This window comes from Lysinibacillus sp. KU-BSD001, from assembly GCF_042920265.1.
GTDB lineage: Bacteria > Bacillota > Bacilli > Bacillales_A > Planococcaceae > Lysinibacillus_B.
Genome location: NZ_JBDQZI010000008.1, coordinates 165,956 through 180,046 on the forward strand (window position 1 = coordinate 165,956; position 14,091 = coordinate 180,046).

The 14,091-nt window shown below is 38.4% G+C and carries 11 protein-coding genes and 1 riboswitch; of the genes, 10 read left to right on the top strand and 1 reads right to left on the bottom strand.

Translation table 11 applies throughout. The features are described from left to right. Nucleotides 1-221 precede the first annotated feature (221 nt). Nucleotides 222-298: riboswitch (glycine riboswitch) on the top strand. 237 nt (nt 299-535) lie between these two features. From AAGS61_RS13330 to AAGS61_RS13370, 9 genes are all read left to right on the top strand, one after another. Beyond that, nucleotides 536-1,876, top strand: a complete 1,341-nt coding sequence (locus AAGS61_RS13330) for an amino acid permease (protein ID WP_391372654.1) — start codon at nt 536-538, stop codon at nt 1,874-1,876. 109 nt (nt 1,877-1,985) lie between these two features. Continuing rightward, entirely contained in the window at nt 1,986-2,420 is a 435-nt protein-coding gene (locus AAGS61_RS13335; protein ID WP_391372657.1) for a MarR family winged helix-turn-helix transcriptional regulator, read from the top strand. 11 nt (nt 2,421-2,431) lie between these two features. Next, entirely contained in the window at nt 2,432-3,415 is a 984-nt protein-coding gene (locus AAGS61_RS13340) for a ring-cleaving dioxygenase (RefSeq protein ID WP_391372660.1), read from the top strand. 350 nt (nt 3,416-3,765) lie between these two features. Further along, entirely contained in the window at nt 3,766-4,263 is a 498-nt protein-coding gene (locus tag AAGS61_RS13345) for an RNA polymerase sigma factor (RefSeq protein WP_391372662.1), read from the top strand. Then, complete coding sequence (locus AAGS61_RS13350) at nt 4,250-5,104, top strand: hypothetical protein (protein WP_391372665.1); 855 nt, start codon at nt 4,250-4,252, stop codon at nt 5,102-5,104. The genes AAGS61_RS13345 and AAGS61_RS13350 overlap by 14 nt, the downstream gene beginning before the upstream one ends. Nucleotides 5,105-5,365: 261 nt before the next feature. Further along, nucleotides 5,366-6,853, top strand: a complete 1,488-nt coding sequence (locus AAGS61_RS13355) for a carboxylesterase/lipase family protein (protein WP_391372668.1) — start codon at nt 5,366-5,368, stop codon at nt 6,851-6,853. Nucleotides 6,854-7,041: 188 nt separating this feature from the next. Beyond that, nucleotides 7,042-8,214: an acyl-CoA dehydrogenase family protein gene (locus AAGS61_RS13360; protein WP_391372671.1), complete on the top strand. Its 1,173-nt coding sequence runs from the start codon at nt 7,042-7,044 to the stop codon at nt 8,212-8,214. Between the two features lie 113 nt (nt 8,215-8,327). Continuing rightward, nucleotides 8,328-8,804 carry a GNAT family N-acetyltransferase gene (locus AAGS61_RS13365; RefSeq protein WP_391372674.1) on the top strand — a complete coding sequence of 159 codons (477 nt, stop codon included), beginning with the start codon at nt 8,328-8,330 and terminating at the stop codon, nt 8,802-8,804. A 204-nt stretch (nt 8,805-9,008) separates the two neighbouring features. After that, nucleotides 9,009-10,247: a DNA polymerase IV gene (locus tag AAGS61_RS13370; RefSeq protein ID WP_391372677.1), complete on the top strand. Its 1,239-nt coding sequence runs from the start codon at nt 9,009-9,011 to the stop codon at nt 10,245-10,247. 77 nt (nt 10,248-10,324) lie between these two features. Here AAGS61_RS13370 and AAGS61_RS13375 read toward each other — a convergent pair whose 3' ends face one another. Then, nucleotides 10,325-11,407 carry an S-layer homology domain-containing protein gene (locus tag AAGS61_RS13375; protein ID WP_391372680.1) on the bottom strand — a complete coding sequence of 361 codons (1,083 nt, stop codon included), beginning with the start codon at nt 11,405-11,407 and terminating at the stop codon, nt 10,325-10,327. Nucleotides 11,408-11,908: 501 nt separating this feature from the next. Here AAGS61_RS13375 and AAGS61_RS13380 point away from each other — a divergent pair. After that, nucleotides 11,909-13,906, top strand: a complete 1,998-nt coding sequence (locus tag AAGS61_RS13380; protein WP_391372683.1) for a methyl-accepting chemotaxis protein — start codon at nt 11,909-11,911, stop codon at nt 13,904-13,906. Nucleotides 13,907-14,091: the final 185 nt, after the last annotated feature.

The window sequence follows — 14,091 nt, forward strand, 5'->3', positions numbered from 1 at the left end:
TTTTATTATTTTTACAAAATGGGTATTGCTCATTAACGTGCTTTCGTTCGAGAGTTTTTCTTTTTTATGTAGAATATCTCTATAGAAAGAATATTCTGAAATAATATTATATTGCATAACTCCTTCCTTCCTGTTAAGATAGTAACTATCTTGAAATAACATCACCTTGTCAAGAACAAGGCATATACAACGCGTTGAATGCTATGGATCACACTATAGCAGGAGCATTTTCTGGAGAGAACGCATAAAGCGTCGCCGAAGGGTTCACTATCTCAGGCAAAAGGACAGAAGGGTAATAAAGATCAGCTATTTTTAGCTGAATGGTTTACATGTTACACGTAAATTTGACGATTTTTTGTCAATGTCGATTTATAGCTTTAACATGTCGAATTTTTTTGTTATTCTTACGTTTAATGAGACTAGTGCTATTTGCCACTAGTCTCTTTTGTATTTTATAGCAAATATAAGTCTATAAAATTGTCGTAAGTGAACTCGCGAATATGTTGTTTCAAAAGTACAACTTGGGGGAATCAGCATGGAATTAAAGCGAGATTTAAAAAATCGCCACGTACAGCTTATTGCGATTGGTGGTACGATTGGTACAGGTTTATTTTTAGGTTCTGGTAGGGCGATAGCACTTGCAGGACCAAGTATTATATTGGCCTATTTAATTGTCGGAATTGCATTATTTTTTGTGATGCGTGCACTCGGTGAATTATTATTGTCAAATGCAGGATATACAACATTTACCGATTTTGCGACAGAATATATTGGACCGTGGGCAGGGTATGTAACAGGTTGGACTTATTGGTTTTGTTGGATTATGACGGCAATGGCAGACATCATTGCTGTAGGTATTTACGCACAATACTGGTTTGATATTCCGCAGTGGGTACCAGCACTGATTTGTGTTGTCGTATTGCTTGTTTTAAATTTATTAACTGTAAAACTATTTGGGGAATTAGAGTTTTGGTTTTCACTTATTAAAGTGGTGACAATTGTTGCGATGATTGTTATTGGGCTATATATGATTGTAACAGGGGTACAAACAGATGCAGGTACAGCGAGTGTATCAAATTTATGGGCACATGGTGGATTGTTCCCGAATGGCATTAGTGGGTTTTTACTCGCATTCCAAATGGTTGTCTTTGCCTTCGTTGGGGTGGAACTCGTTGGGGTGACAGCTGCTGAAACAGCTGATCCGAAGAAAAACATTCCATCTGCGATTAATAAAATTCCTGTACGTATTTTATTATTTTACGTAGGGGCGCTATTTGTTATTTTAGCCATCAACCCTTGGAATACGATGACAGCCGATAGTTCGCCATTCGTACAAGTATTTACATTGGCGGGTATTCCGATTGCAGCGGGTATTATTAACTTTGTTGTGATGACTTCTGCTGCATCAGCAGGGAACTCAGGGATGTTTTCAACGAGCCGCATGTTATTTAATTTAGGTTCAAATAATCAAGCGAGTGCAAAATTTGCGAAGTTAAATAAACGAAGTGTACCGCAACATGCATTAATCGTATCAACGATTGTCGTATCAGTAGGTGCATTACTAAGTAAGTTAATGCCGGATGATGCATTTAGCTTAGTGACAACGATTAGTGCCATCTGTTTTATTTGGGTGTGGAGCATTATTTTAATTTCACACATTATTTATAAAAAGAAAAATCGTGCATTACATGAAGCATCAACATTCAAAGCACCGTTTACACCATTTATAAACTATGTAGTACTCGCATTCTTTGTATTTTTATTAGGGGTTATGCTGTATGCAGAAGCGACACGAACAGCATTGTTACTCACACCCGTTTGGTTTATTTTATTAATCATCTTATATCGTATTCGAATGAAAAAAAGCGCTCAGTAATGAGTGCTTTTTTTATACGTTTAAACAGATTTCTAGACGATGGGGAATGGTTATGTTATTATTATCTCGAATTAGAGATAATTGAATTTGAAATAAAAGAGGTGCAAGGATGGAACAACGCAATCAAGTATTACATGCGATTACTGTGTTACTTCGGGCCTCAAGGTCTTTAGAGGATTTATTGAAAAAGGATATGGCACAATATCAGTTAAATGCAACGGAATTTGCCGTGCTTGAATTTCTATATCATAAAGGGGAACAGCCGATTCAAGTGATTGGGAATAAGATTTTGATTGCAAGCAGTAGTATTACGTATGTCATTGATAAACTGGAGCAAAAGGGGTATGTGAAGCGACGTGGCTGCCCAAATGATCGCCGCGTCATTTATACAGGCATCACAGCTGAAGGGGAGACATTTATGAAGGAGATCTTCCCTGCGCACGAACAAAAGATGATAGAGCTATTTTCGTGCTTATCGAATGAGGAAGTGGAACAGATGATTCAACATCTCAAAACAATTGGCTTAGCGGCGGAAAACAACTAGGAGGTATTCAGATGGAAGTATTAAAAGGAATTCACCATGTAACAGCGATTACAAGTAGCGCAGAGGAAAACTATCGATTTTTTACGTATGTACTTGGCATGCGTTTAGTGAAAAAAACGGTCAATCAAGATGATATTCAAACATATCATTTATTTTTCGCAGATGATAAAGGAGCAGCAGGAACAGACGTCACATTTTTCGATTTCCCAGGTATCCCGAAAGGACAGCATGGAACAAATGAAATTGCGATTACCGCATTTCGTGTGCCAAATGATGAAGCATTAACTTATTGGGAAAAGCGCTTTACACGATTAAATGTGAAACATGCAGGAATTCAAGAACAGTTCGGCAAAAAAGTATTACCGTTTGTTGATTTTGATAACCAACAATATCAATTAATTTCAGATGAACACAATCAAGGCGTTGCTGCAGGTACGCCGTGGCAAACTGGTCCGATTCCACTTGAATATGCGATTACGGGGCTTGGTCCAGTCACAATTCGTATTGCCGACTTTGATTTCTTCCAGCAAGTGCTTGAACGTGTTTTCCAATTTACATTAACAGCAAGTGATGGAAATACACATTTATTTGAAGTAGCGGAAGGTGGCAACGGTGCAAGTGTTATCATCATTCACGATGAAGCAAGTCCAACTGGCAGACAAGGTTATGGCACAGTGCATCACGTAGCGTTTCGGGTGGAGGACAAAGAGGCATTAGCGGCATGGCAAGAGCGGATTGAAGCTTTTGGTTTCCAAACATCTGGATTTGTGGACCGTTATTTCTTCGGCTCGCTCTATACAAGAGTCGCTCCCCAAATATTATTTGAACTAGCGACAGACGGGCCAGGATTTATGGGAGATGAGCCATATGAAACACTTGGTGAAAAACTATCTTTACCACCATTCTTTGAAGAAAAACGTACACAAATTGAGCAATTAGTACGCCCAATTGATACAGTACGTAGCACAATCCAATTTGAAAAAGAATATGAGTAGTTATATGTCATCTGTCATGTAATAGTCATAGATATTTTCTCATCCATAGTCAGATTATTTGGTTTATTCGTCGAAGTATTTTTAATGGGGGCAATGATGGAAATAAGACTTGCTGCATTCGGTCTAAACATCCCCGTACGAGCAAAACACTACCGTTATAGTGGAACATTAAAATGCACATATATATAATCGGCGTGTCCGTGATGGAGAAATAATAAATATGTAAATATAGTGAATGGAGTATCAATAATAGTGATATTATTGGTACTCTTTTCTTATTGTGTAAAAATAGTATTTAAACATACAAATTTTTGTCGTTTGTTCGTCTAATGTAGAAAGAGGTGAGTGAAGTGGATTTTGAAGAGCTGTATGAAAGGTATTTTCATTCGATTTATCGCACGATTTTTTACATGGTAGATGACGAGACGTTAGCAGAGGATTTAACACAAGAAACCTTTTTACGTGTTTATAAAGGTAATTTTAAACGGCAAGCGACATTGTCAACATACATACACCAAATTGCAAGAAATTTAGTCGTCGATCATTATAGGCGAAAGGCGTTAATTCGTTGGCTCCCTTTTCAGACGAAGCATGAGAAAACGGAGATACGTTTTGTGCCACATACATGGATTGAACAAGAAGAAAGTCGAGCGATGTTATACGCTGCACTACAAACATTAAAAAGAGAACACCGAGCAGTCGTAATTTACCGAAAAATCGAACAGCTTTCAATCGAAGAAACGGCGCATATTTTAGGATGGTCCACGACGAAGGTTGCTAATACACAGCGTACAGCAATGAAAGCATTAGAAAGGTTACTTAGGGGGGATGAAAATGGATTTGCATAAACGATTACAAGAGCTTGAAAAATTACCTGTGGACGAAGGAATGAAAAGAGCGATGTATCATCAGATTCAGCGCCCCAAAAAGAACAATTATATTTGGAAAGAGCTAGCATTGATTGTAGGCATTGTGCTACTTGCGATTGTTTTAATAATCCCTCCCCAATCACAGTCTACTGCTACAGGTACTATTCAAGAAGTGTATAAATATTTTGGCGGAGATGAAGGCGCATTTTATGGTCGTGCCTCAACGCTTTATATTGGTGTAGACCGTGTGGTAAATGAAGAGGTAAAGACATTTTTTGCTACCATCGAAAAAGAAGAGTTTACAAAAAAAGGTAAATTAGGGCGTCATATTGCGGATGTAGTGGTCGTGCAAGATGATGGAGCTCAACATCGTTATCAAGTGTCTGAGTATGATATGCTCGATGTGGATACAGGACTGTATTATTCGGGGGAATCGGAACAGTACAGCGAAGTATTTAACGAGTTATATAGTGTAGATGTATTACCTATGTGGTCACAATTGATCGTGCTTATTGTATTAATTCACCGAGCGATATTAAATCGCATGTATAAAAAGAAGGGGTTTCATCGTCCGAAGCATTTTAAAGGCGCATATGTACTAGTTGGATTGTTTGTCGGGATTTTTAGTAGTTCAGTACTGTGGCATATTTATATCGGTCCACTGTATCAACCGATATTATTAATAGTTTGCATTGCTTGGGTCTATATAGCTTGGAGAGCCCTAAAGCCACAACTCCCAACGTCGTTATTTTATACAGCGGAAAAAATAAATCTGCTCCTTATACTACTTGGGGTCATCATGGTTATTTTGACCTTGTAACAGATTGCCAAAGAAGGGTGTTAACAATCGCTAACACCCTTTTACTTATGTAACAGTACTTATTTAATCCCTTCAGTACACAATGCCCCATAAATCTTTCTGTATGTTTAGGGGTGTGTCATACATTAGAAAAATTGTATATTTTCAAGTGTTCTATCATACGCTTTTATGAAAATTCATTCATTATACATTTCAGCAAGTGAAAGGACGTTTCATCCAAATGAGTGCTTTTACCGATTTCATTAAATAGGAGGAATGAGGATGTCAGAGACACTTGTACAAACGAGTTTCGGACAAGTGATAGGGGAAAACGTTGATGGAATTGCGGTTTGGAAAGGGATTCCTTATGCTAAAGCCCCAATTGGAAAACTCCGATTTAGTCCACCGCAAAGTCCTGATGCATGGGAAGGGGTATATGAAGCGACACAATTCGGTCCTTCAGCTATACAGCCTGAAAGGGAGATGATGAGGTTTCTAGATGCTCATGTTGAGGAAGATGAGATGAGTGAAGACTGTTTATATTTAAATATTTGGTCACCCGGAGCAGATAATAAAAAAAGAGCGGTGATGGTATGGATTCATGGCGGTGCATTTATGAACGGCTCAGGTAACAGCAAATCTTACAATGGTGCATCGTTTGCAGCCCATCATGATGTAGTCGTGGTCACCATCAATTATCGACTAGGCGTTTTCGGATTTTTACATTTAGGTAGTATCGATAATGAGCAATTTGCGGGTACGGGAAACTGCGGCATACTTGACCAAATCGCGGCGCTAAAATGGGTTAAAGAAAATATTGAAGCATTCGGCGGTGACCCGAATAATATTACAGTATTTGGTGAATCTGCGGGGGCTATGAGTATTGGTATATTATTGGCCATTCCTTCTGCAAGTGGTCTATTCCAAAAGGCAATTTTACAAAGTGGGGCTGCACGAAATGTATTGCCATCGGTAGTGGCAACACAAGTATGCACAGACATTTTAGCAAAACTCGGAATCGATAAGGAGCATTTATCGAGATTAGAAGAGGTGTCAACAGCAGAATTATTAGAAGCATCAAGGCATGTATCACCGATGTTACTTGGTCCGGTCATTGATGGTGTCGTAATTCAAGAGCCACCTGAACTATCTATTGTCAATGGGGCAAGTAAGCATATCGATCTGTTAATCGGAACGACAAAAGATGAATACTGCTTATTTACGTATGTTGATGCGCCATTAGATGGATTAGATGAAGAAGGGATTGATCTGTATTTAAAGAAAATGCTCACACATAAATGGGATCAAATTAAACTAAATTTACAGCACGAAACCTTGAATAAAGCGTTAGTGGAAAAAGTACTCACATTTGATATATTTACAGCGCCTGCCATTTGGCTAGCAGAGCAGCAAGCAAGGCAAGGTGCATCTGTTTGGATGTATCGATTTGATTGGGAGTCGCCTGTATTAGATGGCGAATTAAAAGCATGTCATGCACTGGAAATCCCTTTTGTCTGGCATCAACTCAATAAAAGTACAGAGTTTTTATTAGGTAACGCTCCTGACTACGCACTCGCTCACCATATGCATAAAGCATGGGCTACTTTTGCGAAAGAAGGCGACCCGAATATTGAAGAGCTACCGACATGGCCAGCATATCATGTGAAAAATAGAGAAACGATGCTTTTTGATGTAAACTGTCAAACCGTTCAAAATCCTGATAAACAGTACCGATTAATTTGGGATGCTGTATCACTTAGTATTAATTAGGCATGTCGTAACGTATGAAGAATTCATTGTATAAAAATAGCATGGCTTGAACGAAATGAATATCGGATAGCCTGCTAAAGACGAATCCAGTAGGCTATCTAGATTTATGAAAGAGGATGTCATCACTGGACAAGTGATTATAGACAGAGGCAGCTCTTGATAAAAGAAATGCAGAACGGAGTGGGTGTATGGAGTTTAGGTTAACGGAAGAGCAAAAAATGGTGCAGGAAACGATTCGTCAATTTGTGAAAGAGGAGCTTATTCCGCTTGAAGATGAAGTACTTAAAAATGAGCAAGAGGGCAGACCAGGTTTACCCCCTGAAAAATTAAAAGAGCTACAATTTAAAGCAAAAGAAATGGGTTTTTGGGGTATTGATACACCAGAAGAGTATGGTGGTGCAGGTCTTGATCCAATGCTGTTAGCTATTGTTTTAATGGAATTGGGCAAAACATTCGTGCCATTTGCGTTTGGGGGCTCTGCTGATAATATTCTTTATTATACGAATGAAGAGCAAAAGAAACGATATTTAATACCAACCATTAATGGAGAGAAGACGTCATGCTTTGCGATGATAGAGCCGAATAGTGGATCAAATAAGCAAAACATTCAAATGACAGCTGTAAAAGACGGCAACGAATGGGTGTTACATGGAGAGAAGACATGGATCACAGATGGACATGAAGCGGACTTTGTCATGGTCATTGCTGTGACAGATAAAGAGGCGTATGAAAAAACAGGGCGAGACGGCGTGACATGCTTTCTTGTAGATCGTGAAATGGGGTGGACGTCTAAAGTTGACCCGACGACGGGAGAAGGCAATCCAGTAAGCTTAGTATTCCAGCATGTACGTGTACCAGAAGAAAACATTTTAGGTGATGTGCACGGTGGTTACAATTTAGGGCTTGAATGGGTTAGCTTTGCTCGCTGGGTTGCTAGTGTACGAGCTATTGGTGCGGCGGAGCATCTATTACAAATGGCGATTGATTATTCAAAAGAACGTGAAACATTTAGCCAGCCCATTGCGGAGCATCAAGCAATGCAACAAATGATGGAGAATTATGCTAGTGATATTGAAGCCGCAAAACGGTCAATGCTAAATGCTACATTTACGTTAGATAAAGAGGGAGACAATAAACATGTGGCATCGATGGCGAAACTACCTGGAGCTGCGATAGGGAGTCACGTGGTAGACAGTGTTTTACAAATTTACGGAGATATTTATACGAAAGAATTGCCGATGGATCGTTGGTACCGTGAAGCGCGGCTATGGCGAATTTACGAGGGGGCAGATGAAAATCAGCACACGATTATTGCTCGTAATCTAGTAGAAGAACAAGTGAAAATAGGGCAATATGTTTAATTGATAGTATCATATTACCGCTTATAAATATCGTAATTTGTAAGACCAAATTTCAAAAGTAGATTTGGTCTTTTTCTTATGGTAAATTTATGAGTAATTTTTAGGGGGAGTGTATGGTGAAGTTGATCCAGATTGATTTAGCACAGCATCGGTATACGGTAATTCAATTTCGAAAGGACTCATTTGTTGTTAGTCTTGGAGATGCTTCGGGTTTAGGGGGAGACGAGCATTACCTGCAGTGGCTAGAAGATAAAATATTTAAGTATCGGGCAGGTTTTGTATTCATTGAAGAAGACGGCAAGCCGATTGGACAATTGGAACTAATGATTCGTGAGTACGAAGGTAGAAGCATAGGATATACCTCTTTACATTATTTACTAACTGAAAGTCGGGGGAAGGGAAAAGGGTGTACATTGCATAACTATGCACGAAAGTTTTTTAAAGATAATGAGGTGAATGAATATCATTTACGAGTATCACCAACAAATAGAGCTGCATTAAAGTTTTATCCCGCATTAACGGGCATTAAGACGCCCACCTCAAGGATTAAGGAAATCGAGAAGTGTAGGTGGGAGATCAACTGCCCGTAAAAGCCCGATTGGTTCAACTAACAATCAGTGGGGATAAAGAAAACCCCACTGATTGAAGTTTCACTTTATGAAAAAATGGGGATGGCACAACTAGGAACAGAAGTTGAAGGCAAAGTAATCCGAATGCGAGGATATTTATAAAAATGTGACATATCGTTTATAATTTAACATACTAGCGATATTTAAGTAGAAAAGAGGGATGCTATGGCGAATAGAGGAAGAGTTATACTTCATGTTGATATGAATAGTTTTTATGCTTCTGTCGAGCAAGTGTATGACCCTACTTTGAAGGGGAAACCGATTGCGATTGCGGGTAATCCAAAAGAGCGCAGGGGCATTGTCATTACATGCAGTTATGAGGCGCGGGAAAAAGGCGTTTATACGACGCAACGGGTATCAGAGGCTTTAAAAGTTTGTCCGGAACTAATCCTTATCCCTCCTCATTTTGAAAGGTATCGCGATGCTTCCAAGAAATTTTATACCCTTTTAACAGAGTACACGCCTTTAGTCGAACCCGTCTCAATAGACGAAAGTTACGTTGATATTAGCTTTATAGAAAGTAACAAGCACCCGATGGCAATCGTGCAGGATATACAAAATCGGATATTGAATGAATTGCAGCTTCCTTGTTCAATCGGTGTGGCGCCGAATAAATTTTTAGCTAAAATGGCATCGGATATGAAGAAACCATTAGGCATTACAATTATTCGCAAACGAGATGTGGAGGAAGTATTGTGGCCTTTAGATGTTATTCACATGCACGGAGTAGGAAAGAAAACAGCAGATAAATTAAAGGACATGAATATACATACAATCGGTGACTTAGCTAAGGCAGAAAAAACACTAGTACAGCAAAAGCTAGGTATGAATGGACTGCGCTTACTTGAAAAAGCAAATGGAGTCGATCATCGATCTGTTGATCCAGAGTCTATTTATGATACGAAAAGTGTTGGGAATTCCACGACGCTACCTTATGATGTGTCCAATCTAGCTGAAATACAAGATATTTTGTATACACTAGCAGAAAAGGTGAGTAATCGTTTAAAGGCAAAAGGATTAGTTGGTACGACGATTAGTATTCAAATAAAATACAGTGACTGGAAAAATCAAACGAATAGCCGAACCATTCAAAATAGTACGGATGAAGTAAGTCCCATTTTTGAAGTAGCAAAGAATTTAATAGCGGATCATTGGAAAGAAAAGCCGGTGCGACTGTTAGGGGTTACGGTTGGAAATGTCATGGACAAAACAGAGAGCACAGAGCAATTATCAATCTTTAACTTTGAGGAATATGTAAAAGATGAACCAATATTAAACTTGATGAACAAATTAGAACGTCAATTTGGAGAAGGGGTTATCAAGCGAGGGGTTAAAGGCAAGCGAGTAGGGAAATATCAAGCGAATACGAGCTTTAGTAAGGATTTTTTAGATGATTTCAAATGATATGTGGCGTGTTTGATTGTCAGTTGTTTAGGAAAGCATAAGAAAAAGAAGGTGAGTACACCTTCTTTTTCTCTATTTTAGTCAAGCTCTGTTTCTTCGTAATATTCCTCTAAATGGAAAGTGGCTAACGTTAAGACCTTGGCAAATTGTGCACGTGTAATCATCGATTTCGGCTTGAATGTCCCATCCTTATAGCCATTAATAATGCTTAATTTTTGTAGATATGAAATACTATCTAGCGCTAAAGGATTGATCGATTTCTGATCTTTAAATGTCGTGTTGTATCCAAAATCGTCATCTACACCATATGCTAACAACAACATGTGTGTCATATAAGCGACTTCTTCTCGTGTAGCTCGTTGAGATGGGATAAAAGTACCTTCACCAAAGATGTCTAAAAATCCATAATCATATAAAATGGCAATCTCTTTTGCTGCCCAATGATTGGTTAAATCTTTATAGGGCGCATAACTAGTGAAATCTTCTTTTGCAGATAGTCCAGTTGCACGGAAAACCATCGAAACGAGTTGTGCACGAGTGATGTGTCCGTTTGGATTAAAGGTTGTGGCATTTTGCCCGTTAATAATATCTAGTTCATATAAAAATTGAACATATGGTTCTGCCCAGTGATTTAATGTGTCAAGGAAATAACCACCGTCACGCTGCAAATCATCCCCACGTCCAAGTACCTCTAAGAAAACAGCTTCATCTTCTGCTGATAATGGAAGCCATTGTTTTGTCACTTTAATTTCTTTTTGGATGCCACTTCGTTGTTTAGTGAAACGCATTTCGATATGGTTGCCAAAAGTTGAGCGAATCAGTGCAACATCCCCCATAAATTCTTCTTTTCCTTCTTCATAAGCATTCACATTATCCTCATAGCTTTGAACAATCGCATCTACACTAATTTTCAGAACAAACTGTGTGTTTGATACAGCTGTCACACTATAGTGTTTTGCATCAAAAATTAATTCATTTAAATTGAACATTTTATATAACTCTTCAAATGATGTGTGCTCTGTTTGGGCAACTGTAGATGAATTAATGATAGGAGGTGTAGAAAAAGCTTCTTGCGATTGCGCGGATGCCATCGTGCCACTAACACTTGTTAAAAGCATGGTAGCTGCCAGTGTTGACGTAAAGATCGTCTTTTTAAACATGAACATAAATCCCCTTTCTTTCATAACATGTAAACATATTCCTTATTGTACTCTATCACTTATGTAGTTTTAAGAGGAATTATTACTAGAGAGATTAGGCTAAAGGGAATAATAGAACTTCGTTTTGTGTTACGTGCTAAAGAGGCATATTCGTATAACAAACAGATGAATGAAATCTTTTAACGAAAAAGTTTTTAAATAGCAATCAAAATTTTTGTGAAGAATTTATTTTAAAATTGTAAATTTTATGTTTTTATATAGGATTAAATATTTACTTACTTTTTTTCTATAAAGTAGAATATCAGTAATAAATGGATTTGTTACTAAAATTTTGGGGTTACAGGTTAATGAGTGGAAGCTTGGTGGCTGCAGAGGGGTTAGCGTATAGCCACCTCTGTCCCTCGGCTTTCATCGCAAATAAATTTAGGAAGGAAATCAACTCCAAGTTATGGTGAGCAAGCAATAAATAGATACATAGCCTAGTTTTATGGAGGAACATGCATGTTTAAATCAATGAAATGGAAAATGATGTTGCCAATATTAGCGGCAGTTATTTTAATTATCTCAGCGTTTTCAGCTTTTATTTACAATACGACAAATAACAGTATTCAACAGCAAGGGGAGGCACTTGTTGAATCGATAAAATTAGGGCTAGAAGGTGCGATTACGTCTCGTGATGTGGCTGAAAAAATTATGGAAGAAGAAATGATTGCGGAGTCTGTGTTAATTTCATGGATTTTAGAAAATGGTGGGCAGTTTGAAGATTTAAAGGCTTTAGCTGAACGTGGTGGAATCGATGAAATTTGGAGTACGGATGCACAAGGAAATACGACAATTACGTCGATTGCCGAGAAAATTGATTTTAACTTTGCTTCTGATCCAAATGGACAAGCATATGAATATATGAAACTCATTACAGGAGAAGAAACAGCCATTACACAATCCGCGCAAATCCGTGATGTAGATGACCAATTTTACAAATTTGTTGGTGTGAGTAGCTGGAATCCCGCGTCACCAAAAATTGTGCAAGTAGCACGAAACGGACAGGCACTGCTTGATTTAGAAGCGCAAATTGGGAAAGAATTTTACATAGGTGAACTGAATAAACATTTGAGTGAGACAGTGTTATATGCTGCGGTTGTCGATGCAAGCGGTGAAGTATTAGCCGCAACAAATGAAGATTCTTTAGAAAAAAATGCATTTACAACATCGATGTTTAGTGCACAAGAGCTTGTAAAAGAAAATACAAGGTATAATGGCTTACGTGCAATGAATTATGTAACACCTTTATCTAACGGTACATATTTAGCAATTACAGTTTCAAACAGTGTTTTATCATTTATTTTAATTGCGACAGTAATTGCGGCAGTGTTAGCGATTACGATTTTAATAGCGATTACAAACTTGACAATTTCTCGTCAGGTGAAGCGTATTTTAAGTGTTCGCAATTCACTACTTGATATTTCAAATGGTGAAGGAGATTTAACGAAACGGATTGAAAACGATTCAGCAGATGAAATTGGTCAGCTTGTATTGGCTAGTAATACGATGATGGATAACTTCCAATCCATTATGCATGATTTGCATGAGCAATCTAGTGTGATGAATGATGCTGCTGACGACATTCAACGGCATTCGGATGCAACAATTGCCTCATCGAATGATATTTTAACATCATCTGAAGTGATTGAAAAAGATTCACGTACACAGCTTGTCAATATTGAAGAAAGTGCACTCGCAATGGAGGATTTAGCGCGCGGCATTCAAGGGGTAACAGAGTCGATTATGGAAATTGCCAATATCGCCACTGATACAGAGCAAAGTGCATTAAAAGGCGTAAAAGTAGTAGACAATTTATTAAGTGAATTAGACCGACTTCACAATCAAACCGATCAATCTGTGACCCGTACGAAGTCATTAGAACAGCTTTCAGAGCAAATTGGCGAGTTTACAAATGTCATTACGGGTATTTCAGATCAAACGAACTTACTCGCATTAAATGCTTCGATTGAAGCGGCACGTGCTGGGGAAGCGGGGAAAGGTTTTGCTGTAGTGGCAGAGGAAGTGCGTAAATTAGCAGAGGAATCGAAAGTGGCGGCAGAGCGAATTTCACATGTTGTAACAGATGTACAACGTGAAACGGTAGAAATTGTGCAGGCCATTGCTTCGACATCGACAGTTTTGGAGGATGGTCGTGCTATTGCAAATGAAGCGCAATCCGCATTCCATCATATTTCGGACGGCATTCAAGTGATTTCCGATCAAGTGGATCGTGTCTCAAGCGCTTCAGAGGAAATGACCGCAAGTACGGAGGAAATTACAGCTTCTATTGAAGATGTGGCGGAGCTAGCTAAACACAATACAGACCGTGTGGAACAAATGGCATCTGATGCAAGAAAACAATCGAAAGATATGGCGGAAATGGCAAAGGCAGTGAACGCTGTATATGCGATTTCAAATGACTTAGATATGCGTACAAATAAGTTTAAATTGAAATAATTGTTTTTATCATTTGAAGATAAGGTTGGTCAATAGTAAAAAGCAGCTAAGGATACTTAGCTGCTTCAGATTGTCGACAAAAGGCCTTCAGAATGGTCTCATTCTGAAGGCCTTTTGTATTTTTAATATTTTTAGGGGTATTTTATAGTCTTATTTTAAGTAAAAGTACTCTTCGAGTATTCTAA

Bases quoted from the DNA above. Each gene is read 5' to 3' on its own strand.
- AAGS61_RS13330 (WP_391372654.1), top strand. From the start codon at position 536: ATGGAATTAAAGCGAGATTTAAAAAATCGCCACGTACAGCTTATTGCG.
- AAGS61_RS13335 (WP_391372657.1), top strand. From the start codon at position 1,986: ATGGAACAACGCAATCAAGTATTACATGCGATTACTGTGTTACTTCGG.
- AAGS61_RS13340 (WP_391372660.1), top strand. From the start codon at position 2,432: ATGGAAGTATTAAAAGGAATTCACCATGTAACAGCGATTACAAGTAGC.
- AAGS61_RS13350 (WP_391372665.1), top strand. From the start codon at position 4,250: ATGGATTTGCATAAACGATTACAAGAGCTTGAAAAATTACCTGTGGAC.
- AAGS61_RS13355 (WP_391372668.1), top strand. From the start codon at position 5,366: ATGTCAGAGACACTTGTACAAACGAGTTTCGGACAAGTGATAGGGGAA.
- AAGS61_RS13360 (WP_391372671.1), top strand. From the start codon at position 7,042: ATGGAGTTTAGGTTAACGGAAGAGCAAAAAATGGTGCAGGAAACGATT.
- AAGS61_RS13365 (WP_391372674.1), top strand. From the start codon at position 8,328: ATGGTGAAGTTGATCCAGATTGATTTAGCACAGCATCGGTATACGGTA.
- AAGS61_RS13370 (WP_391372677.1), top strand. From the start codon at position 9,009: ATGGCGAATAGAGGAAGAGTTATACTTCATGTTGATATGAATAGTTTT.
- AAGS61_RS13375 (WP_391372680.1), bottom strand. From the start codon at position 11,407: ATGTTTAAAAAGACGATCTTTACGTCAACACTGGCAGCTACCATGCTT.
- AAGS61_RS13380 (WP_391372683.1), top strand. From the start codon at position 11,909: ATGTTTAAATCAATGAAATGGAAAATGATGTTGCCAATATTAGCGGCA.